Raw genomic sequence first — 24031 nt, forward strand, 5'->3', positions numbered from 1 at the left:
GCCCTCGCTCAGGCGGGGACGCGGCCGATTTGCATCAACCAAGCTTCAACTTACTCAGATCTTCCAGTTCAGGAACAGGCCAACCGAACGATCGTATTTACGCGTATCGCGTGGATACAGGTTCTTGTCGTTCCAGTAGTCGGTGTACTTGAAGTTCAACAGGTTGGTGCCGGTCAGGGTGATCGAGGTGTTCTCGTTGATCTTGTAGCCCAGCGAACCATCCAGCGAAGACATCGGCGATGCGATCAGGTCCTTGCCGTCGCCGGTATCATTGTAGACCTGGGTGAACTTCGAGCGCCAGTTGTAGGCCAGGCGGCCCGAGACGCCATACTTCTCATACAGCGCCACCACGTTGTACGACCATTTCGACATGCCGGCGAACGGCTTGCCGTTGGCTGCATTGTCCACCACCGAGGAGGTGGTGGTCTTGCCTTCAGTGTAGGTCGCATTCGCCTCTACGCCAAAGCCGCTCATCCAGCCCGGCAGCTTGTCGAAGAAGCTGCGGTACGATACTTCTGCGCCTTGCAGGTAACCGTCGTCGGTGTTGAACGGACGATTGGTGTCATACACCACACCGTCGAAGGTCTCCTTGACCTTCTTGGTCATGATGTAGCCTTTGAACTCGTGGCGGAACAGCGCGACACTGGCCATGCCGGTCGACGAGAAATACCACTCCAGCGAGCCGTCGTAGTTACGCGCGGTGAACGGCTTCAGGTCCGGATTGCCGCCGCTTGCCGATGCCTCCACCGTATTGCCGTTGGGTTTAATATAGGCGGTGCCTGGATTCAGCTGCGCGAAATCCGGACGGGTCATCGTCTTGGTCACGGAGAAGCGGCCGATCACGTCGTCACGCAGTTGCAGCTTGAAGTTTGCGCTCGGCAGATACGCCGTGTCACTGCCGCTGCTACCGGTATCGACATACGTGGTGGGCTGACCTACAACGCTGATGCCAAGTTTGCCGAGCAGTTTGGAATCGGTCTTGGTGACGCGCATACCGAGCACGCCATCGACCGGAATGCCGGCCACTTCCCAGCCCAGATGGGCCTTGCCGTACAAGGCGTAGTTCTTTTCCTCGTCGGCGAAGTACGAGCCGGGATCGATCGCCTTGGCAGCGCTGCTGCCAGTGACGGCCTTGCGCACGGCGGCGGTGTTGGTAATCAGGTAGTCCGCGCATGGGGTGTACCACGAGGTGGTGCCCCAGTTGTTTTGCATCTGCGCGGTGCAGCTCATGCCTTGCAGCGAAGCGGCGCTGACGCCAGCCGTTGCCGGCACCGAGCCTTCGAGCGACTTGATCGACGCGGCGGTGCGCTTGGCGGCGCGCACGCCGAAACCGAAGTCCTTGAACAGACCCTCGTCCTGCAGGGTGTAGGTGCCGTCGGCGCGCCAGTCGGTCGATGCGCCCTGGTCGTGGCCATAGCGGTCGAACAGCTGCGACAGCGTGTACTTCGACGGATCGTTCAGATCCATGCCGCCGTAGGCGACGTAGGAGCTGCCGCCGACATTGGTGTTCACGTTCGCGTTCGGCACGTTGGTGATGGTGTCGAGGATAGGATTCTGCCAGTCGTAGTCCGACAGCGTGCGGGCAAGCTCGGTGCTCAGGCGCAGGCCCGGCGCAGCATTCCAGCGGCCGCCGATGGCGTGCTGCTGGGTCACGTTGCTGGCGCGGTTGGCCTGGGTCGACATGATGGTGTTGACGTTGTGCGAATTGAGCGTCTGCAGTTGGTCCGAACCCGGGATTTTGGTGGCGGTCATTTGATCGCCCGGGCCCCACCACGGCAGGCCGACGAAGAAGTCGGTCTCGAAATTGTTCAGGTAGTGCGAAGACAAGCCTTCCGCATACACTTCAACGTCGCTGTTCGGTTTCCACTGCAAGGCGTAGTTGGCGGCGCTGCGGCGGCGGTCGCCCTTGATGCTTTCCAGGCCCACCAGGTCAGGACCGGTCAGATTCGGCAGCAGCCAGTTCTTGTTGATCGGTTTGGTGTTGAAAACGCGTTCTTCGGTGTAGTGGTTGCGCAGATAAGACACGCCAACCAGGGCGCCGAATTCGCCGATGTCGGTTTTCCAGCGGTTCGAGATCATGCCGCTGACGTTGGGGTCGGTGCGCTCGGCCTGCGAGTTGTTGGTGGCGCCTCCATTGACCACGGCGGTGAAGCCCTTGAAGTCGAACGGACGGTTGGTGCGCACGTCGATCACGCCGGCGATGCCGCCCTCGGGCAGGTCCGCACTCTGCGATTTGTACACGTCCACGCGCTGCAGCATGGTCGACGGGATATCGGCCAGCTGGATGTAGCGGCCGACGGTGCTGAACATCTCACGGCCGTTCAGCAGCGTGGCGATGCCCGGCAAGCCGCGGATCAGCACGGTGTTGGCTTCGCCGCCGTCGCGGCGCACTTGCACGCCGGTGACGCGGGCGATGGTTTCGGCCACGTTGGTGTCCGGGAATTTACCAATATCGTCGGCGACGATGGAGTCGATAACGTTATCTGCATCCTTCTTGATCTTCTGGGCGCTTTGCGCGGCGCGGCGAACACCGGTCACGGTCACGGTCGATTGTTCGGCCACGGCGGCCACTGGGGTATCGCCAGCCTGCTGGGCCATTACCGGGAGGGCATTCAGCAGGCCTGCGGCTGCCAGCACGGCAACGCCGGATTTCAGGACGAGACGATGCTTGGCCTGGGACTCGCAAGTCCCGGATACGGTGTGTTTCATAGGTCTCCAGTAGTGTCTGTTTTTCTTAGGAGCGGCGAGGGGGAGCGCCGTCTGGAGCAAATCTTAGGTGCTGGGGGAAAAACAAACCAATCAATTTTTGGCGGTTTTCGATACCAAAAAAGATATCAGCCAACGGCCGCCGCGCGCGGCGGCCGTGGTAACGCTATCAATTTTGTAGTCAATGCACAACACACTGACGGGCAAGTGCCGCCTGCTCCTACTGGAAGGCCACTTCCGTGAAGCTGCGCAGCTTGCGGGAGTGAAGCTTGTCCACGCCCAGCGCGCGCAGCAGCTCCATCGCGCGGATGCCGATGCGCAGGTGCTGGTCGACACGGTCGCGGTAGAACTGGTTGGCCATGCCCGGCAGCTTGATCTCGCCGTGCATCGGCTTGTCGCTCACGCATAGCAGCGTGCCATACGGGACGCGGAAGCGGAAGCCGTTGGCCGCGATGGTGGCGCTTTCCATGTCCAGCGCGATCGCCCGGCTCTGGCTGAAACGGCGCTCGGGCGTCCGCTGCGGCATCAACTCCCAGTTGCGGTTGTCGGTGCTGGCCACGGTCCCGGTGCGCATCACGCGCTTGAGGTCATGGCCGGTCAGCTGCGTGACTTCGGCCACTGCCGCCTCGATCGCCACCTGCACCTCGGCCAGCGGCGGGATCGGCACCCACAGCGGCAGGTCTTCGTCGAGCACGTGGTCCTCGCGCACGTAGCCGTGCGCCAGCACGTAATCGCCCAGTTCCTGCGTGTTGCGCAAGCCGGCGCAGTGGCCCAGCATCAGCCAGGCGTGCGGGCGCAGCACCGCGATGTGGTCGGTGATGGTCTTGGCATTGGCCGGGCCGACGCCGATGTTCACCATCGAGATGCCGGTGCCGTCGGCGCGAATCAAGTGATAGCCCGGCATCTGCGGCATGCGCGGGGGCGCGGCGCCCAGCGCATCGCCCGGCTGTACCGACTGCCCTACCCTGCGCGTCACCAGGTTGCCCGGTTCGACAAAGGCGATGTAGTCGTCGCCCGGCGCGCCGGATGGATGGGACATCAACTCGTGCCCCAGCCGGATAAATTCGTCGATGTAGAACTGGTAGTTGGTGAACAGGACGAACTTCTGGAAATGCTCGCACGAGGTGCCGGTGTAGTGGCGCAGGCGCAGCAGCGAGTAGTCGACGCGCGGCGCGGTGAACAGCGACAGCGGCTGCGCCTCGCCCATCGGCGGCTCGTGGGTACCGTTGGCGATGCCGTCGTCCATTGCCGCCAGATTAGGCAGGTCGAACACGTCGCGCATCAGCAGGCGGCGTTCCGCCGTCAGGCTGCCTTCGATGTGTTCATGTTCGGCGAACGAGAAGTGGATCGGAATCGGCTGCGAACTGGTGCCGACTTCCAGCTTGACGTGGTGGCTGCCGTGGTTCTTCAGCAGCAGCTTGAATTGCTGGAGGTAGTAGCGCGCGAACAGGTCGGGCCGGGTGAGCGTGGTTTCGTAGGTGCCGGGGCCGGCGACGAAGCCGAACGCCAGCCGCGAATCGGCGCGCGCCACGGTGTCGGTATGGACCCGCACAAACGGATAGCAGGCCCGCACATGTTCACCCACGTCTTCGCCGGCGACGAAGCGCTTCATGGCGTCGCGCAGATAGGCGATGTTGGTGTCGTAGATGGCCAGAACCTGGTCGTAGGCGGCTTGAGCGTCGTCAAACTGCATGGGGGCGATGAATGGGCGGTGCGTAGACATGCGGCTCCTTAGTTTCGGCTCGTATGTCCTATTGTAAAGGCTGTAAGCAGAACTTGCATTCCCCCCCTATCGGATACAATGACGGGCTGAATTCGAATAAAGTATCAGCATGAATCAACCCGTAATACCGCTCAATCCAGACGTTCTATTTGGCCCATCGCAGGCGGACCTGCTGCGCGATGAGATTCTGGCCGATTTGCTGGAGGCCAGCGCCGCGCGCCATCCGGAGCGGATCGCGCTGGTTTTCGGCGAGCGCTCGCTGAGTTACGGGGAGTTGAACGCGCAGGCCGATCTGGTGGCGGCGCGCTTGATCGCGGCCGGCGTGCAGCCGGGCCAGATCGTCGGCCTTTGGCTGCCGCGCGGGATCGAGCTGCTGGTGCTGCAGGCGGGGATCGCCAAGGCCGGCGCCGCATGGCTGCCGGTCGATGAGGATACGCCGGTCGAGCGCTTGCAGGTTTGTCTTGATGATGCTTCTGGCGCCGGCGTGCTCACTTGCTCGGCGTTTGCGCCGCGTTTGGCCGATGTTGCCGATGCGGCCAATGGCGGGCGCGCGGTATGGACGGCGGAGGCGCTGCTTGCGCCGCCGGCGGCTGGCGAAGTGCTGACGCGGCGCGGCGCGGTGTCGCCGGACGTTCCGGCTTACGTCATCTACACTTCCGGTTCGACCGGCAAGCCGAAAGGCATCCTGATCACCCAGCGCAGCATCTGCCATTTCCTGCGCAGCGAGAACGCGGTGCTGGGCGTGACCGGCGAGGACAAGGTGTATCAGGGCTTTTCGGTGGCATTCGACATGTCGTTTGAAGAGATCTGGATCGCCTACCTGGTTGGCGCGACGCTGTGGATCGGCCCCAAGGAAATCAGCGGCGATCCGGAGACGCTGCCGCGCATGCTGGCAGAGAATGGCGTAACGGTGCTGCACGCGGTGCCGACGCTGCTGGCGCTCTTTAATCAGGAGGTGCCGAGCCTGCGCCTGATTAACCTCGGCGGCGAGGCCTGCCCGGAATCGCTGGTGCAGCGCTGGTGGCGCGAAGGCCGGCAAATGTTCAACACCTACGGCCCGACCGAGGCGACCGTCTCGGCCAGCCTCGCGCGCCTGCAACCGGGCCAGCCGGTCACCATCGGCACGCCGCTGCCCAACTACGGCCTGCTGGTCATCGATGCCAATACCGAACAGGGTCTGCGCCTGCTGGCGCGCGGTGAAATCGGTGAGCTGTGCATCACCGGTCCCGGCCTGGCCGCCGGCTACCTTGGCCGCCCTGACCTGACGGCCGAGAAGTTCCTGTCCAATCCGTGGTCTGCCGGCCCGCACGACGCGCGCCTATACCGCACCGGCGACCTCGCGCGCATTGGCGTTGACGGCGAAGTGGTCTGCCTCGGCCGCGCCGACGACCAAGTGAAAATCCGCGGCTTCCGCGTCGAACTGGGCGAAATCGAAGCGCTGCTGGCGCAACAGCCAGGCGTCGGCACCGTCGCCGTCCTGCTGCGCAAGGACGATGGCATCGACCAACTGGTCGCCTACATCGTGCCGGAAGGGACGTCCGCGATTGATGCACGCGCGCTGCGCGCCGCCCTCGCCGCCAAGCTGCCGCCCTACATGGTCCCCGGCCGCTACGAAATGCTGGACGCCATGCCGCGCCTGACCTCCGGCAAAATCGACCGCAAGACACTGAAAGCCGCGCCGCTGCAAGTCGCGCCAGCCGGCAGCGCCGAAGACTCCGACCTGCCCGAAACACCGGCCGAAGAAGCGCTGTTCGCCGCATTGGCCGCCCTGTTTCCCGGCCAGCCCATCCTGCGCAACGCCGACTTCTTCACCGACCTTGGCGGCCACTCCTTCTTCGCCGCCCGCCTGGCCTCCTCGCTGCGCGCCGACCCGCGCTACGCCCACGTCACCGTGCGCGACATCTACCAGCAGCGCCAGATCGGCAAAATCGCCCAGACGCTGGCCGACGCGCCCACCACCGGCGCGGAAGAACAGGACTGGACGCCGCCGCCCACGCTCAAGCGCTGGATCTGCGGCGCGGCGCAAGCGGCCGCCATGCCGCCGCTGGTCACGCTGCGCATGGCGCAGTGGCTGGCGCCGTTCTTCACCTACCACTTCTACACCGGCGATCCCGGCGACTCGGTGGCGCGCGCCATCGCCGCCTCGGTCGGCGTGTTCCTGCTGGCGACCATCGGTGAATTCGCCGTCGCCATCCTTGGCAAATGGTTGATCGCCGGCCGCCTGAAGGCCGGCGTCTACCCGTTGTGGGGCCTCACCTACTACCGCTGGTGGCTGGCCGACCGGCTGGTCGAAGCCGCGCCAGCCTACCTGCTGAGCGGCTCCTCGCTCAACACATGGTGGCTGCGCGCGCTCGGCGCGAAAATCGGCAAGGACGTCATCATCGGCTCGATGACGCTGCGTGCGCCGGACCTGCTGCACATCGGCGACCGGGTCAGCATCGGCAACGCCGCCAACTTCGAAAACGCACGCGTCGAACGCGGACAACTCTACCTCGGCCAGATCACGCTGGAACAAGATGCCTGCGTCAGCTCCTTCGCCATCATGGAAGGCAACACCCGCGTTGAAGCGCTGGGCCACCTCGAAGGCCAATCGGCATTGAGCGACGGCGGCGTAGTGCCGGCCGGCCGCGTATGGGCCGGTTCGCCGGCGCGCGACATGGGCGCGTTCGAGAACCAGCTGCCGCCGCGCCCAAGCGCCAGCGCCGCGCGCCGCGCCGGCGAGGCGCTGTTCTTCATCTTCGGCATCCTGCTGGTGGTGACGCTGTTCTTCATGCCGGTGTTCCCAAGCTTCGTCATGATCGACTGGTTCGACGAAGCAGGCTGGCTGCCGTGGATCCAGGGCGAGGACATGCGCATCCGCCTGCTGCGCTACTTCCTGCTGGCCTTCCCGGCCAGCACCGTGCTGATTATCCTGACCGCGCTGGTGTCGGCCGGCATCCGCTGGAGCGCCTTGCCGCGCCTGAAGCCGGGCCAGTTCCCGGTGCACGGCAACACCTACTGCGCCAAGTGGCTGGTGAGCCAGATCCAGGAATCGAGCCTCAACGTCTTGCACGGCATTTACGCCACCGTGTTCGCGCCGTACTGGTATCGCCTGCTGGGCGCCAAAGTCGGCAAGGATGCCGAGATCTCCACCGCGCTGGGCGTGGTGCCGGACATGCTGACCCTTGGCGACGAAACCTTCATCGCCGACGCGGTCATGCTGGGCGACGAGGAAATCGACGGCGGCTGGATGGTGATGAAACCGACCGTGGTCTCGCACCGCAGCTTCGTCGGCAACGGCGCCTACATCCCGGACGGTACCGTGCTGCCCGAGCATGTGCTGATCGGCGTGCATTCGCGCGCACCGGACAATGCGCAGATGAACAGCGGAGATACGTGGCTTGGCTCTCCGCCGATCAACCTGCCCGCGCGCGAGCAGACCAGCGGCTATCCGGAGTGGCTGACCTTCCATCCATCGCCGTTGCGCCGTTTGGGGCGGGGCTTGATCGAAGCGTTCCGCATCGTCGCGCCGCATGCGCTGGTGATCGCGGTCGGCTACACGCTGGTACTGGCGGTGATGCCGGCCGCCGGCGCGGGCCGCTGGGGTGAGGTGATCTGGGACTTGGCGCTGGCCGGCTTGGTCTACGGCGTCGGCAACTACGTGTTCGTGGTGCTGCTCAAGTGGCTGCTGATCGGACGCTATCGCAAACAATCGGAGCCGATGTGGACGCCGTTTGTGTGGCTGTCGGAAGGCGTGACCAATCTGTACGAAGGCATCGCCGTGCCGAACTTCATGCGCTACCTGCGCGGCACGCCGTGGCTGCCGATGGCCTTCAATCTGCTGGGCTGCCGGATCGGCAAGGGTGTCTACATGGACACCACCGATATCACGGAGTTCGATTGCGTGCATATCGGCGACCATAGCGAGCTGAATGCGTTGAGCTGCCCGCAGACGCACTTGTTCGAGGACCGCGTGATGAAGATCGATCACGTGATGATCGGCGAGCGTGTCTACATGGGCGCGCGGGCGTCGGTGCTGTACAGCGCCAGCGTCGGCAACAACGCGCGGCTCGGCGCGCTGACGCTGGTGATGAAGGGCGAGACCATTCCGGCCAACGGCAACTGGGCCGGCTGCCCGGCCGCCCCGGCGCGCAAATGACCGCGCTGGCCGTCCACCTCTGGCCCGGCCCCGCGCCGACGCCGCAGGACGGCCTGTTCGCAATCCTGATCCGCACCGCCGACGCAGCGCAACCGTCGCCGGCGGCCCAGCGCGACGCCGCCCGCCGCGCGATCCGGCTGGCCGCACGCGAGGCGCTGGCTGCGGTACTGGGCGTGCCCATCGCCGACATCACCATCGCCTCCTCGCCCGGCACGCCGCCGGCCATCCTGCTGGCTGAGCGAGCCAGCATCATCGGCTGCTCCTTCAGCCACGACACCAACTACACATTGGCCGCCTTCAACCTGCGAGGCCCGATCGGTGCGGACCTCATACAGGTGCAGGACATCCCCGACTGGCAAACCGTCGCCCGCGACTACCTCGGCCCGCACATCGCCGCCGCGCTGCAAACCGCCGCCGACAAACCACGCGCCTTCACACAAGCATGGACACAACGCGAAGCCGCGTTAAAATGCCATGCCCAACAAATCAGCGAATGGCAAGCCGACCTTCCCGGACGATCCATCCCGCTAGCCCTGCCGGTGACCGGCCTGCTGGGCCACATACATATCGGAGACAGAAGCGCATGAAAGTACTCGCATTGATACTGGCAGCACTTGCAGGAACCGCCACCGCCGCCGACTGCGGCCCGGATAAACTGAATACCTCCCGCACCCTCACCCTGAAACGCGAAGGCGCAGCCTACGGCGCCAACCAGCACGCCGCGCTGCCGCTGGCCAAAGGCGAAGTCGTCCTGACCTTCGACGACGGCCCATCGCTGGAAAACACCCCTGCCGTCCTCAAAGCCCTGTCCGACCAATGCGCGAAAGCGACCTTCTTCATGATCGGCCAGAACATCGTGCAGCAAACCGAACTCGCACGCCGCGTGGTGCGCGAGGGGCACTCCGCCGGCATCCACAGCGACACCCATCCGCACCTGGCTTCGATGACAGCCGAGCAGCAGCTGGAAGACCTGAAGCGCAGCCGCGCCGCCTACAAAACCGCCTTCGGCGTTGAAACGCCCGCTTACCGCTTCCCCTTCCTCGAAGAGACCCCGGCCCTGCTGGACGCGCTCAAGCAAGCCAACATCACCGTCGCCTCGATCGACCTCGGTATCGGTGACTGGGTTCCCGAAGACACCACCGCCATCCTGGCCCAGCGTCTAACAGAAAGCCTCGACAAAGCTGGCAGCGGTATCATCCTGATGCACGACGCGAACGGACCGACGGCCAAAGCCCTGCCGACACTGCTGCAAGTCCTGAAAGACAAAGGCTACAAAGTCGTCCACCTTGAATGGCAATGAGAGGAGACCTATGAGCAACGACAAAGTTGACGCCTTCCTGGAGCGGGCCAAAAGCTGGCAGGAAGAATTCGCCGCCCTGCGCGAAATCATCGCCGCCAGCGGCGACCTGACCGAAGACCTCAAATGGGGCCAGCCCTGCTACACGCTGGAAGGCCGCAACGTGGTGCTGATGCACGGCTTCAAAGAATACTGCGCGCTGCTGTTCTTCAAAGGCGCGCTGATGCAAGACCCGAAGAACCTGCTGATCCAGCAAACCGAAAACGTGCAGGCCGCGCGCCAGATCCGCTTCAAAAGCCTGGCCGAAATCACCAAGCACAAGACCGCCCTGAAGAGCTACATCAAGGACGCCATCGCCCTTGAAAAGTCCGGCGCAAAAGTCGAACTGAAAAAGACCGCCGAATTCTCCTTCCCCGAAGAACTGGAGCACGCGATGGACGACCAGCCCGCCCTGCGCACCGCCTTCGAAGAATTGACGCCGGGCCGCCAGCGCGCCTACCTGCTGCACTTCTCGTCCGCCAAACAAGCCAAGACCCGCATCGCCCGCATTGAAAAATCCACCCAGCGCATCCTCGACGGCAAAGGCTTGGATGACTAAAACCAATTCAGGGTCAGCTCTGTCATTTGGACAAGCGCACAAGCTTTTTGAGCAAGATCAATGCAACGTTTAATTCTGCGCGTACCAACCTCATCAGCAAAGAGCTAGATTACAAAGCCAGGACTGCCCACAAGAGCTTAGCTTGCCTCAAGAAACAAAACCTCATGCCTTGAGAAATATCAAATGTGCAGGTGGCGTGTCCAAATGACAGAGCTGACCCCGAACTAGAGATGCCTCACTTCATCCGGTGGGGTTTCCCAGTTATCGTTTTTCCCGTCGAGGTAGGTGATCGGTGCGTTCACCAGTTCTTCGGTACTGACGTCATCAAGACAGGTTACGTTGACGGAGTAGAATTCGCCCCAGCGCGGCGAGCGACCGGTGCCGAATGCGCGCACGCCGCAATGACGGCAGAACAGATGGCGGTCGGTCTTGGTAAGGAACTGATAGAGCGTCAGTTCCCCCTCGCCCGATTTGAGCCTGAATGCCTCCGGCTTGATGATGGCCGGCCAGTAGCGCGCCTTCACGCAGATCGAGCAGTTGCAGCGCAGCGTGCCTTGACTCAGATCGATGTCGGCTTCAAAAGTCACTGCGCCGCAGTGACAACTACCGTGATAGGTTTTCAGCATAGCTGCACAGCGGTGTTGTTGCGCGGGGTGGCGTCTTCATGGAACAGGTCGGACAGGTATTCGCACAGGCCTGCTTCCGCCACGTCGCCGGGTATGACAAAATCTGCCTCGCGGCGCTTGCCTTCGGCGCCGAAGTAGTAGGCGCGCCATGCGCCGGCCTGGCCGGTGACGGCGATGTGGCGGCCAAAGATCTTGAAGCGCAGCTCTTTCATCGGAATGCCTCGATCACGATTTTCGCCGCTTCGCCGTGGATTTCGGGCCGCGTCTTGTCGTCTTTGTTCGGCTGCGTGGTGTACACCGCCAGCACGATCGGCGCTTTGCCCGGCGGCCAGATCACGGCGATGTCGTTGACGGTGCCATAATCGCCCGAGCCGGTTTTATCGGCCACCGGCCAGCCGGCCGGCACGCCCGCCCGGATGCGCGTCGCGCCGGTGGTGTTCCCCAGCATCCAGTCCTTGAGCTGCTTGCGCGCCGCCGCCGGCAGCGCTTCGCCCAGCACCAGCTTTTGCAGCGACTTCGCCATCGCCAGCGGCGTGGTGGTGTCGCGCACGTCGCCCGGCAGCGCGGTGTTCAGCGCCGTCTCCCAGCGCTCCTGGCGGAATTCGGTATCGCCGATAGAACGCGCAAACGCCGTCACCGCCGCCGGTCCGCCGATCTGCTTCATCAGCAGGTTGGCGGCGGCGTTGTCGCTGATTTGCAGGGTCGCTTCGCACAACTCGGCCACCGTCATGCCATCGGCCACGTGCTTGCTGGTGACCGGCGAGTACGACACCAGATCGCTCTTGTGGTACTTGATGCGTTTTTTCAGCAGCGCCGGTTCGCGCGACAGGATCGCCGCCGACAGCATCATCTTGAAGGTGCTGCAAAACGGGAAGCGTTCATCGGCGCGATGCAGCACCTGCCGCCCGTCCGCCGTGTTCAGTGCCGCCACGCCCAGCCGGCCGCCATACTCCTTTTCCAGCCCCGCCAGCAACGCCGCCGGCGTCTGCGGCGCGGCGGCCGGTGCATGGTCCAGCAGGTCGGCGGCACGCGCCAAGGGAGTGGAGACCAGCGCCAGCATCAGCGCGCGACGGGTTGTGAAATGCTTCATGGGCGACGTATAACAGTTAAGTAAATATAAACACATCATAACAGCGCCCCGGCAAAAATGCTTCACTGTTGTGCGCACCGCATTTCGGCTTGGTTGTAGACTATTTTCATGGCTACCCAAGTGCTCATCGTCGGTGCCGGTCCTACCGGTTTGGTGCTCGCTATTGCGCTGGCGAGACGGGGCGTCGCTGTCCGCATCATCGATAAAAACAGCGGGCCGGGCCTGGCCTCCCGCGCGATGGCGGTCCACGCCCGCACGCTGGAATTCTATCGCCAGCTGGGGTTCGCCGAAGTGGTGGTCAATCAAGGCATCAAGATAGAAGCCATCCACCTGCGCGAACATGGCGCCGATATCGTCGAGCTGCCGCTCAAGGATATCGGCGCCGGCCTCAGTCCCTATCCTTTCGTGCTGGCCTACCCGCAGGACGACCACGAACGTTTCCTCGTCGCGCAACTCGCCGCCGAAGGCGTGCAGGTGGAATGGGACACCGAGCTCGAATCATTCACGCAGGATGAATGGGGCGTGCGCGCCGTGCTGCTGAAGGACGGCGAGCGCCACGCCTGCAGCAGCGCGTACCTGTGCGGCTGCGACGGCGCCCGCAGCCGGGTGCGCGAATCGCTGCGGCTCGATTTCAGCGGCGGCACCTACCAGCACCTGTACTACGTGGCCGACGTGCAGACCGCCGGCCCGCCCAACCACGATCTGGTCGCCCACCTGGCCGCCAACACTTTTGCGCTGATGCTGCCGGTGCGCTCGCGCGGCATGCAGCGTCTGATCGGCATCCTGCCGGACGACGCCCCGCCCGAGCCGGACTTCGAAGCGGTGCGCCCTATGCTTGAGCCGCTGTTCGGCATCCGCGTCGAGCAGGTCAACTGGTTCTCGACCTACCGCGTGCACCACCGCGTGGCCGCGCACTTCCGCGCCGGCCGCTGCTTCCTGTCCGGCGACGCCGCCCACATCCACAGCCCGGCCGGCGGCCAGGGCATGAATACCGGCATCGGCGACGCCGTCAACCTGGCCTGGAAGCTGGCCCACGTGCTGCAAGGCCGCGCCCACGCCGCGCTGCTCGACACCTACGAGGCCGAGCGCATCGTCTTCGCCCGCAAGCTGGTCGCCACCACCGACCGCGCATTCCAGCTGATCGTCTCGCAAGGCACCGGCGGACAGCTGTTGCGCCACTGGCTGCTGCCGCACATAGCGCCGGTACTGAGCGGCTTTGCGGCGGCGCGCCGCACGCTGTTCAAGACCGTGTCGCAAGTGCTGATCCATTATCCCGACAGCCCGCTCAGCGGCGGCCGCGCCGGCGAGGTTATCGGCGGCGACCGGCTGCCGTGGCTCCCGTCCGATAATTTCAGCGCCCTGCAATCGCTGGACTGGCAGTTGCATGTCTACGGCCGCACCGATCCCGTGCTGGCCGCCGCCGCCCAAGCCCTGCGCCTGCCCTTGCATGCCTGGCCGTGGAGCGAGGACGCCGCCCGCGCCGGCCTGCTGGAGGATGCCGCCTACCTGGTTCGCCCCGACATGCACGTGGCGCTGGCCCTGCCCCGGCAGGAAGCCGACGTGCTGCAGGAGCTGGCCGCGCGCTTCGCATTACGGTTCAGCAGGGATAGCTAAATGCCATTGACATCCCGGCGGCGGACGAGCTAAGGTCATCGTCCCGCTGTTTCCACTCGAAGGATGCCATGACTTATTCCCGCCGCGAGTTCCTGCTGGCCGCACTTTCCGCTTCCGCCGTTCCGAGCCTGTCCTGGGCCGGCACCGACGCCGGCTCCGCCGATGCCAATTTCAGCCAGCTGCTGGCCGACATCGCGGAAGAAGTCCTGCGCCTGTCACCAACCAGCGCCACCGGCCTTGGTCTCGACAAGGGCGCGCGTGCCGGACTGAAAGCGCAGCTGGAAGACCTGTCGCCGGCCGGCGACGCCGCCTGGGCTGCCGAAGTCAAAGCTATCGCCGCGCGCCTGCGCGCCATCGACCGCAAGGCCCTGAGCGCGGACGCGCAAACCCGCTACGACAGCGTCGCCTACGCGGCCGAATCGGGCCTCGCCGGCCTGCGCTTCCCGTTCGGCGGCGCGGCCAGCGGCTTCAATGGCGGCACCGCGCCCTTCCCTGTCACTCAGCAGGACGGCACGCTGACCCGCGTCCCGGAATTCCTCGATTCGCAGCACAGCATCGCCGACGCCGCCGACGCCGAGGCTTATCTCGAACGCCTGGCCGGCATGGCCAGAATGCTGGACCAGGAAACCGCGCGCATCGCCGAGCAAGCCGCCAAGGGCATCATGCCGCCGGACTTCATCTGCCGTACCGCGCTGGCCCAACTGCAGGACTTCCGCAAGACCGCCGCCGCCGGGCAAAAGCTGGTGACCTCGATCGCCGAGCGCACGCAAAAACAAAACATCGCCGGCGACTGGCAGGCGCGCGCCCTGAAACTGGTGGAAGGTTCGATCTACCCGGCGCTGGAACGCCAGATCGACACCTTCGCCAAGGCCTCGGCCAAGGCCACCAGCGTGGCCGGCGTACACCGCCTGCCGGACGGCGCGGCCTACTACGAGTGGGCGCTGCGGCTCGGCACCTCGACCACCCGCAGCGCCAAAGAGATTCACGCCATCGGACTGGAACAGAACAAGCAACTGCAAGCGCGCATCGACGCCATCCTGAAAAGGCAAGGCATCACCCAAGGCAGCGTGGGCCAGCGCCTGCTGGCGCTGTCGAAGGACCCGCAGCGCTTCTACGCCGACAATGACCAGGGCCGCGAACAGCTGATCGCCTACTGCAATGAGCGCGTACTGGCGGTACGCAAGCTGATGCCGCAGATTTCGCACCTCGACATGAAAGTGCCGCTGCAGATCAAGCGCGTGCCGCTCGATATCGAAGCCGGCGCGCCGCTCGGCTATATGAACTTCGCCTCGCTCGACGGCTCGCGCCCGGCGATCTACTACATCAACCTGAAATCGACCACGCTGTGGCCGAAATCGGAAATCGCCACCTTGACCGCGCACGAAGGCCTGCCGGGCCACGCCTGGCAAGGCGCCTATCTGGCCGAGCATCACGAGCAGCTGCCGCTGATCTCCTCGCTGATCGGCTTCAACGCCTTCATCGAAGGCTGGGCGCTGTATGCGGAACAGCTGTGCGATGAATTCGGCCTGTACGCCAACGATCCGTTCAGCCAGATCGGCTATCTGCAAGCGCAGCAATTCCGCGCCTGCCGTCTGGTGGTGGACACCGGCATGCACGCCATGAAATGGACGCGCGAGCAGGCGATCCGCTTCCTGGTCGAGAACACAGGCCGTGGCCAGCAAGCCATGACCAGCGAAATCGACCGCTACACCGTGTCGCCGGGCCAGGCCTGCGGCTACAAGATGGGCCACAACGAAATCCTGCGCCAGCGCGAACGCGCCAAGGCGGCGCTGGGCGCGAAGTTCGACCTGGCCGGCTTCAACGACGCGCTGGTGACCAGCACCGGCGTGCCGCTGACCGTACTGCCGAGTGTCATCGACCGCTATATTGCATCGCAGCGCGCGAAACAACAGAAAGCATAAAATCTGTTCCGGCGCCGATGGTTTTCTTGTAACATTGCTATGCAAATCATGAAAACCATCGCCATCATCGGCGGCGGCGTCACCGGAGTGACCACCGCCTACGCCCTCGCCAAGCGCGGCTTCGCCGTCACCCTGCTGGAACGCCACCGCTACGTGGCGATGGAGACCTCGTATGCCAACGGCGGCCAGCTGTCGGCCTCCCATGCGGAAGTGTGGAACCACCGCGCCACCATCGCCAAGGCCCTGCAGTGGATGCTGCGCAGCGACGCGCCGCTGCTGGTGCACCTGCACCCGACCTGGCACAAGCTGTCCTGGTTCGCCGAATTCATCGGCGCCATGCCGCACTATCACGACAACACCATCGCCCTCGCCCGCATGGCCGTCGCCGCGCGCGAGCACCTGTTCCAGTGGGCCGCCGATGAGGGCATCGCATTTGACCTGAAGCGGCAAGGCATCCTGCACCTGCACCGCGACCGCGCAGAGTTCGAGCATGCGGTGGCGGTCAGCAAGCTGCTGGAACGCGGCGGCGTGCCGCGCCGCGCCGTCACGCCGGAAGAGATGCGCGCGATTGAACCGGCGCTGCAAGGCCAGTACTACGCCGGCCACTACACCGAAAGCGACAGCAGCGGCGACATCCACAAATTCACCACCGCCCTGGCGCAGGCCGCGCAGCGACTGGGCGCGCAGCTGCGCTTCAACCAGCAGGTGGTGCAGCTGGGCGTGAGCGATGACGGCGTCGGCGTCACCGTGCTGCAAGGCGACAGCGCCGACACCACCGATTACGACGCAGTGGTGATCTGCGCCGGCGCCGCCAGCCGCGCACTGGCCGCGCAAGTAGGCGACGACGTCAACGTTTACCCGGTCAAAGGCTACTCGGTCACCGTGCAGTTGGACGATGCGGCCAGCCGTGCCGCAGCCCCGCAAATCAGCCTGGTCGACGATACCGCAAAGCTGGTCAGCAGCCGCCTGGGCGAAGACCGCCTGCGCGTGGCCGGCACCGCCGAGTTCCACGGCTTTAACCGCGACATCCGCGCCGACCGCATCGCGCCGCTGACCGACTGGGTGCAACACAACTTCCCCGGCGTCAGCACACGCAACATCACGCCGTGGGCCGGCCTGCGGCCGATGATGCCGGACCTGATGCCGCGCGTCGGTCCCGGCAAGGCGCCGGGCGTGTTTTACAACACCGGCCACGGCCATCTGGGCTGGACCCTGTGCGCGGCCACCGCCGACATGGTCGCCGCCAGCATCGCCGCAGCACGCGATTCTGTGTCGCAGCGCACGGCAGGCCCCTTGAAATTGGCATAAACTGGCTTCATCTTAGGCCTGTCTTCAACAGGAGGTAATCAAATGACGGCGAAATCTATTGCACGTATCACCATGCTGGCCGGCGCACTTGCGTTCGCGGCCCCTGTATTTGCCGCCGAGCCCACGATTCACGACGTGTATGTGGCCGCCGAAGCGGGCAAGTACGCCGAAGCGCAAGCGATGATGGATCAGGTGCTGAAAGCGCACCCCAACAGCGCCACCGCCTATTTTGTCGAAGCCGAACTGCAGGCCAAGCAAGGCCAGTTCGTTGCTGCGCAAGCCTCGCTGGCGAAAGCCGAGCAGCTCTCGCCCGGCCTGCCGAAGGTGAAGCCGGAAGCCCTCGCCAAGCTGAAAACCCTGCTGGCGGAAGGCCAGAAGACCAATTACGCGCAGCAGCCCGCGCGCCACGCCAATAACGGCGGCGGCAGCAATTACGGCAACGGCGGCAACGCCAACCCAGTGCCAAGCAGCGGCATTTCGTTCAGCGGCATCCTGATTATCGGTCTGGGCCTGGCCGGCTTTATCTGGTTGGCGACCCGCTTCATGCAGCGCCGCCAGCAGCAACAGGCCAACGATGGCTTCAGCCCGACCGGTTACAACCCGGGTGCGGCGCCGGGCTATCCTCCGGGCGGCGGCTATCCGCAGCAAGGCTATGGCCAACCGGGCTACGGTCAGCCGGGCTATCCGCAGCCTGCGCAACCGGGCATGGGCTCGCGCATCATGGGCGGCCTGGCGACCGGCGCGGCGGTGGGTGCGGGCATCGTCGCCGGTGAAGCGATTGCGCGCCAGTTCACCGGCAACCACGATTCCAACTCGGGCAATCACGACCAGCCGCGCAACGATATCGTCTACGACGATCCATCCTCGCGCGATGAGCTGCTGCGCCGCGACGACATGGGCGGCAACGACTTCGGCACCAGCGGCGGCTGGGACGATGGCGGCGGCAGTGGCGGCGGCGATAGCGGCGGCGGTGGCGGCGACTGGGACTGATCCGCGCCACGCGCTAGTTTCACCTCACGGGGCGCGGCGCTCGCCCGCCCCGGCAGCCTCCATCGCAAGGTCCCAATACGTGGGACTGCCGAAGTACTCCTTCAAATGACGTATCAACAGCTGCGCCTTGCCCTGATTCGAGCGGCCCGGCATATGCACCGCATGGATCGCCGGCTCGTTCGGATCGCGCCGCGTGGTTGGCGTATCGCGTTCCACCGGCAGCATCGGAAACACCGGCACCAGCTGGCCGGAGACAATGGCGTCGCTGGCCAGCCAGTTCGCCAGATGCACGATCCCCGCGCCGCTGATGGCCGCGTGCAGCAGCGAATCGGTATCGTCGCACCGCAAGCGGCCCTTGACCGGCAAGGGCTGGTAGCCGTTCACTCCCTCGAAGCGCCACCAGCCGCGCGGCGGCACGCGGCCGTTCACCGTCAGGCATTCATGATTGAGCAGGTCTTGCGGCGTGGCTGGCCAGCCGTAGCGCTCCAGATAGGCCGGGCTGGCGCTGACCACGCGGTTCATGCCGGCCAGCCGCGTCGCCACCAGATCGCTGGCCGGCAGCACGCCGGCGCGCACCGCCACATCGACGCGGCGCGCCGACAGGTCCACCACGTCGTCGCTCACATGCAGATCCACCTCGATCTTTGGATGGCGCTGCAAAAACGAGGCCACGGCCGGCGCCACGTGCAAGCGGCCGAAGGCGGCCGGCGCGGTCACCGTCAGCAGGCCGCGCGGTTCGCTGTCCAGCTCCTGCACCGCGCTGCGGCCATCCGCCAGCTCGGCCAGGATATTACGGGCGCGCGGCAAAAAACGCTCGCCCGCATCGGTCAGAATCACCTGCCGCGAACTGCGCAGCAGCAGGCGCGCGCCCAGTTCCTGTTCCAGCGCATCGATCTTGCGCGACACCGAGGACACCGCTATTTCCAATTGCACCGCCGCGCGCGACAAGCTGCTGAGTTCCACCACTGTAACGAAGCATTCCAAAGCATCAATCATCATTTCTCCATCGCCAGACAACTTTGCAGATTCCGCAAAGCGCTTTTCCTCGTTTGCGTATTGTGCCATTTATTGCAAAGCAGCATACTGCTGCTTATCGACAAATTGTTAAGGAAGATCGCAATGAAATTCACACCGCTGCTGGCCGCACTGGCCATCTCCGCTCCCGCCTTTGCCGCCGCGCCGCTGGCCGGCACCAACGCTCCCGGCTTCCATCGCATCATGCTGGGCGACTTTGAAATCACCGCCATCAGCGACGGCACCGTGGACCTGCCGGTCGACAAACTGCTGCACCAGCCGGCCGCCGCCACCACCAAGGCGCTGGCCCGCAACTTCCAGAGCGTGCCGACCGAGACCTCGGTCAACGGCTTCCTGGTCAACACCGGCAGCAAGCTGATTCTGATCGACACCGGCGCCGGCGGCCTGTTCGGCCCTACCCTCGGCAAGCTGGCGGCCAACCTGAAGGCCGCCGGTTATCAGCCGGAGCAGGTCGACGAAATCTACCTGACCCACTTGCACCCGGACCACGTGGGCGGCCTGGCTGCCAACAGCCAGTCGGTATTCCCCAACGCGGTGGTGCGCGCCGACCAGCGCGATACCGATTTCTGGCTGAGCCAAGCCAACCAGGATAAAGCGCCGGCCGACAGCAAGGGCTTCTTCCAGGGTGCGGTGGCCTCGCTGTCGCCGTACGCGGCGACCCAGCACCTGAAGCCATTCAGCGGCGACACCGAACTGGCGCCGGGCGTGCGCGCCACCTCGACCTACGGCCACACGCCGGGTCACACCATCTATACGGTGGAGAGCAAGGGCAAGAAGCTGGTGCTGCTGGGTGACCTGATCCACGTCGGCGCGGTGCAGTTCGACCATCCGGAAGTGACCATCGGCTTTGACAGCGACGCCAAGGCGGCGGCAGCGGCGCGCGCCAAGGTGTTCCAGGCAGTGGCCAAAGACGGCGCCCTGGTCGGCGTGTCGCACCTGTCCTTCCCTGGCCTGGGCCACTTGCGCAGCAACGGCAAGGGCTACCAGTGGGTGCCGGTGGCTTACACGCAGTTACGCTAAGTTGCGTTGATATGGACGACACCATCTCAGTCCTGGTCGTCGACGACCACCCGCTGCTGCGCGCTGGTCTCGGCGAAGCCATCTCCGCGCAGCCCGACATGCGCGTGGTCGGCGAAGCCTGCAACGGCCATGAAGCCGTGGAGGCCTGGCAGCGGCTGCGGCCCGACGTCACCATCATGGACATCGCCATGCCAGTGATGGACGGCGTCGCCGCGCTGCAGGAGATCCGGCGCGAGCATAACAACGCCCGCGTCGTGATGCTGACCACTTACAAGGGCGACGCGCAGATCCTGCGCGCCGTACAAGGCGGCGCCGCCGGCTTCCTGTTGAAGAGTACTTTGCGCAAGGACTTGCTGGATACGGTGCGCGGCGTGCACATGGGGCAGCGCCGCATTCCGCCGGAGATCGCGATGGAACTGGCCCAGCACATGGGCCAGGGTCCGTTAAGCTCGCGCGAAATGGAAGTGTTGCACTACGCGGCGAGCGGCAATTCGAATCGCCGCATCGCCGAGCGCCTGTCGATTTCCGAGGAAACCGTGAAGGCGCATATGAAGAACGTGCTGGCCAAACTGGCCGCGAACGATCGCACTCACGCGGTGACGATCGCCCTGAAACGCGGGATTATTACAATCTAATCCTTCGCTGCCGCCGCGAGCCACACCAGGATCGCGCAGGGCAGCAGCAGGCCGTGGAAACCGGCCAGCACAAACGCCACACCGCCGCTCATGCAGCCGGCGGTGAAAGCCAGCACCGGCCACGTCAGTTTCTTGCAGCGGCCGATCGCTTCCGCGTCGCCGCGCAGCGAGTCCACCAGCTCGATCACCAGCGTGGTCACATTCCCCGTCATCACCGTCGTCGCTGCGGCCTTGCCCAGCAATAGCTTGCCGTAGGCGTTTTGCACCGCCATCGCGCCGGCGCACAGGGCGCCGGTCAGCAGCGTCAGTGGCGCCGAGGCTTCGATCACGGGTGCGGCCTGCCACGCGCAGAGCACCGTCGCCAGCATCGTGAACAGCTGGAACAGGAAGCTGTTGCGCAGCGACTTCGCGCCGCTGCGATCCCAGTGCAGTATCGCCAGCCGCGCCAGCGCCACGAACAGGATAAACACCGGGAACACCATCAGCTTGATGGCGATGGTTTGCGAGGGTTCGATCAGCGCGCGGCCAATCAGCACGAAGTTGCCGGTCACGTGGGCCGTGAACAGGCCGAATAGCCCGACGAAGCCCAGCGTGTCGACGTAGCCGGCCAAAAAGCCCAGCGCCACGCCTAGTTTGATATCACTACGTTCCATTACTACCTTTCTGTAAATCCAGCCAGGCCACCAGCAGGAAGGCGCCGGTCAGGCCGAGGTGTTCGAAGAAGCTGTTGGCCGCCATGAAGCGATCATGGCCGCCCATCTCCCAGAAGCGGTTGGCCACAAAGGTCGCCATCAGCGTGAACACGCCGAGGAAGCCCGCGCCCAGCCAGCGATAGTAGCCGGTCAGGATGGCCAGCGAGGCGCCCAGTTCCAGCGCAATCACCAGCGCAGCCAAAGGCGCCGCCGGCGACAGGCCGAAATGCTGCATCTCGCCGACCGCCGCATCGAAGTCGAGCAGCTTGTTGATGCCGCCCTGCAGATACGCAGCGCACAGCAGCAACAGGCATACCCAGTGTATCCACGGCGCGCGTTCGGCCAGCGAACGCGCGGAGGTTGCAATCGACGGCGCCCGCATCACACCGCCCAGCAGGCGCAGCCCAGCGCGCCCCAGAAGCTCTTGAGGTCCGACACCGGCATCTTGCTGGCCCACGAGTTGGCGTGCTGGTGGCCGTGCACATTGCAGTTGTTGGCGCAGCCGCAGGCGGCGGCCTGCTGTTCACGCTCGCGCTTCTGCTTCAACTGGCGCTGTTCCAGTTCCTTGAGCGCGGCGCGGCTGGTGCCCTGCTTCTCGCCCCATCCCGCGTAGCCGCCGAAACGGCGCACCGGCGACCAATCCGGCATGGCCGGCGGTGGCAACGTGTCGTGGCTGGCGAAGGCGCCGGCCGCGTACACGATCTTGCCGCCAACGACCGTCAGGTTGGAGGTCAGGTCCCAGATCTCGCTTTCAGCGCAGGCAAAGAAGTCCTTGTCCGGCACGATCAAGTCGGCCAGCTGGCCAACCTGGATGCGGCCCTTCTTGCCTTCCTCATTGGAGAACCAGGTGGTGTTCTCGGTCCACATGCGCAGCGCGGTTTCGCGGTCCAGGCAATTGGCGCGCGGGTAGAGTTGGGCGCCGCTCACGGTTTTACCGGTGATCATCCACGCCAGCGACACCCACGGATTGTACGAAGCCACGCGAGTGGCGTCGGTGCCGGCCGACGTTTTCACGCCCGCTTCGATGATCTTCTTGATCGGCGGCGTGGCTTCGGCCGCGCCGTGGCCGTAGCGCTCGATGAAGTATTCGCCCTGATAGGCCATGCGGTGCTGCACCGCCACGCCGCCGCCCAGCGCCGCGATGCGGTCGATCGAACGGTCCGAAATGGTTTCGGCGTGGTCGAAGAACCAGTTCAGGCCTGCCAGCGGAATTTCCTGATTCACGCGCTCGAACACGTCCAGCGCGCGGCTGATGGTTTCGTCGTAGGTGGCGTGCATGCGCCACGGCCAGCGGTTCTGCGCCAGCACCCGCACCACGCCTTCCAGATCGTCCTCCATATTGTCCGGCATGTCGGGACGCGGCTGGCGGAAGTCTTCAAAGTCGGCCGCCGAGAAGGTCAGCATTTCGCCGGCGCCGTTGTGGCGGAAGTAGTCGTCGCCCTGCTGGTACTTTACGCTTTGCGTCCAGTTCAGGAAGTCTTCCTTCTCCTGCTTTGGCTTCTGCGTGAACAGGTTGTAGGCCATGCGGATGGTCAGCTGCTGGGCGTCGGCCAGTTGCTGCACCACTTCGTAATCGTCCGGGTAGTTCTGGAAACCGCCGCCGGCGTCAATCACGCCGGTCACGCCGAGGCGATTCAGCTCGCGCATGAAGTGGCGGGTCGAGTTGACCTGGTATTCAAGCGGCAGCTTCGGCCCCTTGGCCAGCGTCGAATACAGGATGGAGGCGTTCGGCTTGGCCAGCAGCAGGCCGTTCGGATTACCGGCGCCGTCGCGCAGGATCTGGCCGCCCGGCGGTTCCGGCGTGTCCTTGGTGTAGCCGACGGCGCGCAGCGCGGCGCCGTTCAGCAGCGCGCGGTCGTACAGGTGCAGGATGAACACCGGCGTGTCCGGCGCCACCGCGTTCAGTTCTTCGATGGTCGGCAGGCGCTTCTCGGCGAATTGATGTTCGGTGAAGCCGCCTACCACGCGCACCCACTGCGGCGCCGGCGTGATCGCCACTTGCGCCTTCAGCATCGCCATCGCGTCGGCCAGCGAGCGCACGCCGTCCCAGCGCAGTTCAAGGTTGAAATTCAGGCCGCCGCGAATGATGTGGCAGTGATTATCGATCAGGCCTGGCAGTACGCGCTTGCCTTGCAGGTCGATCACCTTGGTCTGCGGACCGGCCAGTGCCATGATCTCGTCGGCGCGGCCGACGTGGGTGAAGCGGCCATCCTTGATGGCGACCGCTTCGGCATGCGGGTTGCTGCGGTCCAGCGTGGTGAACAGGCCTCGATGGAGAATCAGATCCGGGGATTGCGACATTAAGAGCTCCTGGTTTCATCGGTCTTCTGCGCGGATGGCAGCTGGCCGAAGCAATGTGGTTTGACGTGGTCTTCGATCCACGATACTTGTTTGGCCTCGGTCTGGCGCAGCTGCCGCAGCAGCGGTGGTATCTGCTCGCCGAGCAGGATACCCAGCAGGCCAACCAGCGCGATCACCGGCGGCGCCGGCGAACGCACGTTGAGGAAGCCATAGATCAGCCCAACCAGCAGGCCAACCGCCAACGACACGATATACATTTTCATGATTTAGCGTAGCTCCAAAAGATAATAGTTAAATCGTGCCCACAGTGTAAAGACGCACGCGCTTTATGACATC

At 64.7% G+C, this 24031-nt stretch carries 20 protein-coding genes; 10 read left to right on the plus strand and 10 right to left on the minus strand.

All coding sequences use genetic code 11. The features are described 5' to 3' along the window. Nucleotides 1-54 precede the first annotated feature (54 nt). Together BMZ70_RS08455 and BMZ70_RS08460 are read right to left on the minus strand one after the other, a co-directional pair. Nucleotides 55-2709 (minus strand): TonB-dependent receptor, encoded by a 2655-nt coding sequence (locus BMZ70_RS08455; protein ID WP_092272341.1) that lies wholly within the window; start codon nucleotides 2707-2709, stop codon nucleotides 55-57. 217 nt (nucleotides 2710-2926) lie between these two features. Then, nucleotides 2927-4429: an AMP nucleosidase gene (locus BMZ70_RS08460; protein ID WP_092272344.1), complete on the minus strand. Its 1503-nt coding sequence runs from the start codon at nucleotides 4427-4429 to the stop codon at nucleotides 2927-2929. Nucleotides 4430-4538: 109 nt separating this feature from the next. Here BMZ70_RS08460 and BMZ70_RS08465 point away from each other — a divergent pair, with 109 nt between their 5' ends. Genes BMZ70_RS08465 through BMZ70_RS08475 form a run of 4 tightly spaced genes read left to right on the plus strand, consistent with a single transcriptional unit; the run spans nucleotide 4539 to nucleotide 10462 of the window. Beyond that, nucleotides 4539-8567 carry a Pls/PosA family non-ribosomal peptide synthetase gene (locus tag BMZ70_RS08465; protein WP_092272347.1) on the plus strand — a complete coding sequence of 1343 codons (4029 nt, stop codon included), beginning with the start codon at nucleotides 4539-4541 and terminating at the stop codon, nucleotides 8565-8567. Beyond that, the gene (locus BMZ70_RS28315; protein WP_165403498.1) at nucleotides 8564-9154 is read left to right on the plus strand and encodes a 4'-phosphopantetheinyl transferase family protein; all 591 of its coding nucleotides are present in this window, start codon (nucleotides 8564-8566) and stop codon (nucleotides 9152-9154) included. The genes BMZ70_RS08465 and BMZ70_RS28315 overlap by 4 nt, the downstream gene beginning before the upstream one ends. Next, nucleotides 9151-9867, plus strand: coding sequence for a polysaccharide deacetylase family protein (locus BMZ70_RS08470; RefSeq protein ID WP_165403497.1), 717 nt, complete (start codon nucleotides 9151-9153; stop codon nucleotides 9865-9867). The genes BMZ70_RS28315 and BMZ70_RS08470 overlap by 4 nt, the downstream gene beginning before the upstream one ends. Before the next feature lie 10 nt (nucleotides 9868-9877). Further along, nucleotides 9878-10462, plus strand: a complete 585-nt coding sequence (locus BMZ70_RS08475; RefSeq protein WP_092272353.1) for a YdeI/OmpD-associated family protein — start codon at nucleotides 9878-9880, stop codon at nucleotides 10460-10462. Between the two features lie 224 nt (nucleotides 10463-10686). Here the strand turns inward: BMZ70_RS08475 and BMZ70_RS08480 are convergent, their stop codons facing one another. From BMZ70_RS08480 to bla, 3 genes are read right to left on the minus strand one after another with little or no spacing between them, the layout of a single operon-like run. Beyond that, on the minus strand, nucleotides 10687-11088 hold the full coding sequence (locus tag BMZ70_RS08480) for a GFA family protein (protein WP_092272356.1): 402 nt from the start codon (nucleotides 11086-11088) through the stop codon (nucleotides 10687-10689). Next, complete coding sequence (locus tag BMZ70_RS08485) at nucleotides 11082-11300, minus strand: DUF7661 family protein (protein WP_092272359.1); 219 nt, start codon at nucleotides 11298-11300, stop codon at nucleotides 11082-11084. The genes BMZ70_RS08480 and BMZ70_RS08485 overlap by 7 nt, the downstream gene beginning before the upstream one ends. Then, a complete protein-coding gene (gene bla / locus BMZ70_RS08490; RefSeq protein ID WP_092272362.1) occupies nucleotides 11297-12178 on the minus strand; it encodes a class A beta-lactamase in 882 nt (293 codons plus the stop codon). Before bla ends, BMZ70_RS08485 begins: the two co-directional genes overlap by 4 nt. Nucleotides 12179-12286: 108 nt before the next feature. Between bla and BMZ70_RS08495 the strand changes: the two genes are divergently transcribed. From BMZ70_RS08495 to BMZ70_RS08510, 4 genes are all read left to right on the plus strand, one after another. Next, nucleotides 12287-13792, plus strand: coding sequence for an FAD-dependent monooxygenase (locus BMZ70_RS08495; RefSeq protein ID WP_092272365.1), 1506 nt, complete (start codon nucleotides 12287-12289; stop codon nucleotides 13790-13792). 68 nt (nucleotides 13793-13860) lie between these two features. Beyond that, nucleotides 13861-15714: a DUF885 domain-containing protein gene (locus BMZ70_RS08500; RefSeq protein WP_092272367.1), complete on the plus strand. Its 1854-nt coding sequence runs from the start codon at nucleotides 13861-13863 to the stop codon at nucleotides 15712-15714. Nucleotides 15715-15762: 48 nt separating this feature from the next. Next, a complete protein-coding gene (locus BMZ70_RS08505; protein WP_092277672.1) occupies nucleotides 15763-17022 on the plus strand; it encodes a D-amino acid dehydrogenase in 1260 nt (419 codons plus the stop codon). Between the two features lie 42 nt (nucleotides 17023-17064). Further along, complete coding sequence (locus BMZ70_RS08510; RefSeq protein ID WP_092272370.1) at nucleotides 17065-18012, plus strand: tetratricopeptide repeat protein; 948 nt, start codon at nucleotides 17065-17067, stop codon at nucleotides 18010-18012. Nucleotides 18013-18036: 24 nt separating this feature from the next. Here the strand turns inward: BMZ70_RS08510 and BMZ70_RS08515 are convergent, their stop codons facing one another. Continuing rightward, the gene (locus BMZ70_RS08515) at nucleotides 18037-19011 is read right to left on the minus strand and encodes a LysR family transcriptional regulator (RefSeq protein ID WP_229205344.1); all 975 of its coding nucleotides are present in this window, start codon (nucleotides 19009-19011) and stop codon (nucleotides 18037-18039) included. A gap of 120 nt (nucleotides 19012-19131) precedes the next feature. Between BMZ70_RS08515 and BMZ70_RS08520 the strand changes: the two genes are divergently transcribed. After that, complete coding sequence (locus BMZ70_RS08520) at nucleotides 19132-20067, plus strand: MBL fold metallo-hydrolase (protein ID WP_092272376.1); 936 nt, start codon at nucleotides 19132-19134, stop codon at nucleotides 20065-20067. A gap of 11 nt (nucleotides 20068-20078) precedes the next feature. After that, a complete protein-coding gene (locus tag BMZ70_RS08525) occupies nucleotides 20079-20702 on the plus strand; it encodes a response regulator transcription factor (protein ID WP_092272379.1) in 624 nt (207 codons plus the stop codon). On the opposite strand, the gene BMZ70_RS08530 is transcribed toward BMZ70_RS08525, so the two are convergent. Genes BMZ70_RS08530 through BMZ70_RS08545 form a run of 4 tightly spaced genes read right to left on the minus strand, consistent with a single transcriptional unit; the run spans nucleotide 20699 to nucleotide 23958 of the window. Continuing rightward, a complete protein-coding gene (locus BMZ70_RS08530) occupies nucleotides 20699-21355 on the minus strand; it encodes a YoaK family protein (RefSeq protein ID WP_092272382.1) in 657 nt (218 codons plus the stop codon). The genes BMZ70_RS08525 and BMZ70_RS08530 overlap by 4 nt on opposite strands. Continuing rightward, the gene (locus BMZ70_RS08535) at nucleotides 21345-21776 is read right to left on the minus strand and encodes a DoxX family protein (RefSeq protein ID WP_092272384.1); all 432 of its coding nucleotides are present in this window, start codon (nucleotides 21774-21776) and stop codon (nucleotides 21345-21347) included. Before BMZ70_RS08535 ends, BMZ70_RS08530 begins: the two co-directional genes overlap by 11 nt. Further along, a complete protein-coding gene (locus BMZ70_RS08540) occupies nucleotides 21776-23695 on the minus strand; it encodes an amidohydrolase (protein ID WP_092272387.1) in 1920 nt (639 codons plus the stop codon). Before BMZ70_RS08540 ends, BMZ70_RS08535 begins: the two co-directional genes overlap by 1 nt. Then, the gene (locus BMZ70_RS08545) at nucleotides 23695-23958 is read right to left on the minus strand and encodes a DUF1427 family protein (protein WP_092272389.1); all 264 of its coding nucleotides are present in this window, start codon (nucleotides 23956-23958) and stop codon (nucleotides 23695-23697) included. The genes BMZ70_RS08540 and BMZ70_RS08545 overlap by 1 nt, the downstream gene beginning before the upstream one ends. Between the last annotated feature and the right edge of the window lie 73 nt (nucleotides 23959-24031).

It is taken from the genome of Duganella sp. CF402, assembly GCF_900109645.1.
Lineage (GTDB): Bacteria > Pseudomonadota > Gammaproteobacteria > Burkholderiales > Burkholderiaceae_D > Rugamonas.

Excerpts from the sequence above, each read along its gene's own strand:
- BMZ70_RS08465 (WP_092272347.1), top strand. The coding sequence starts at position 4,539 with ATGAATCAACCCGTAATACCGCTCAATCCAGACGTTCTATTTGGCCCA.
- BMZ70_RS08505 (WP_092277672.1), top strand. The coding sequence starts at position 15,763 with ATGAAAACCATCGCCATCATCGGCGGCGGCGTCACCGGAGTGACCACC.
- BMZ70_RS08480 (WP_092272356.1), bottom strand. The coding sequence starts at position 11,088 with ATGCTGAAAACCTATCACGGTAGTTGTCACTGCGGCGCAGTGACTTTT.
- BMZ70_RS08475 (WP_092272353.1), top strand. The coding sequence starts at position 9,878 with ATGAGCAACGACAAAGTTGACGCCTTCCTGGAGCGGGCCAAAAGCTGG.
- BMZ70_RS08485 (WP_092272359.1), bottom strand. The coding sequence starts at position 11,300 with ATGAAAGAGCTGCGCTTCAAGATCTTTGGCCGCCACATCGCCGTCACC.
- BMZ70_RS08500 (WP_092272367.1), top strand. The coding sequence starts at position 13,861 with ATGACTTATTCCCGCCGCGAGTTCCTGCTGGCCGCACTTTCCGCTTCC.
- BMZ70_RS08535 (WP_092272384.1), bottom strand. The coding sequence starts at position 21,776 with ATGCGGGCGCCGTCGATTGCAACCTCCGCGCGTTCGCTGGCCGAACGC.
- BMZ70_RS08470 (WP_165403497.1), top strand. The coding sequence starts at position 9,151 with ATGAAAGTACTCGCATTGATACTGGCAGCACTTGCAGGAACCGCCACC.
- BMZ70_RS08525 (WP_092272379.1), top strand. The coding sequence starts at position 20,079 with ATGGACGACACCATCTCAGTCCTGGTCGTCGACGACCACCCGCTGCTG.
- BMZ70_RS08495 (WP_092272365.1), top strand. The coding sequence starts at position 12,287 with ATGGCTACCCAAGTGCTCATCGTCGGTGCCGGTCCTACCGGTTTGGTG.
- BMZ70_RS08460 (WP_092272344.1), bottom strand. The coding sequence starts at position 4,429 with ATGTCTACGCACCGCCCATTCATCGCCCCCATGCAGTTTGACGACGCT.
- BMZ70_RS08455 (WP_092272341.1), bottom strand. The coding sequence starts at position 2,709 with ATGAAACACACCGTATCCGGGACTTGCGAGTCCCAGGCCAAGCATCGT.
- BMZ70_RS08530 (WP_092272382.1), bottom strand. The coding sequence starts at position 21,355 with ATGGAACGTAGTGATATCAAACTAGGCGTGGCGCTGGGCTTTTTGGCC.
- BMZ70_RS08520 (WP_092272376.1), top strand. The coding sequence starts at position 19,132 with ATGAAATTCACACCGCTGCTGGCCGCACTGGCCATCTCCGCTCCCGCC.
- BMZ70_RS08510 (WP_092272370.1), top strand. The coding sequence starts at position 17,065 with ATGACGGCGAAATCTATTGCACGTATCACCATGCTGGCCGGCGCACTT.
- bla (WP_092272362.1), bottom strand. The coding sequence starts at position 12,178 with ATGAAGCATTTCACAACCCGTCGCGCGCTGATGCTGGCGCTGGTCTCC.
- BMZ70_RS08515 (WP_229205344.1), bottom strand. The coding sequence starts at position 19,011 with ATGATGATTGATGCTTTGGAATGCTTCGTTACAGTGGTGGAACTCAGC.
- BMZ70_RS28315 (WP_165403498.1), top strand. The coding sequence starts at position 8,564 with ATGACCGCGCTGGCCGTCCACCTCTGGCCCGGCCCCGCGCCGACGCCG.
- BMZ70_RS08545 (WP_092272389.1), bottom strand. The coding sequence starts at position 23,958 with ATGAAAATGTATATCGTGTCGTTGGCGGTTGGCCTGCTGGTTGGGCTG.
- BMZ70_RS08540 (WP_092272387.1), bottom strand. The coding sequence starts at position 23,695 with ATGTCGCAATCCCCGGATCTGATTCTCCATCGAGGCCTGTTCACCACG.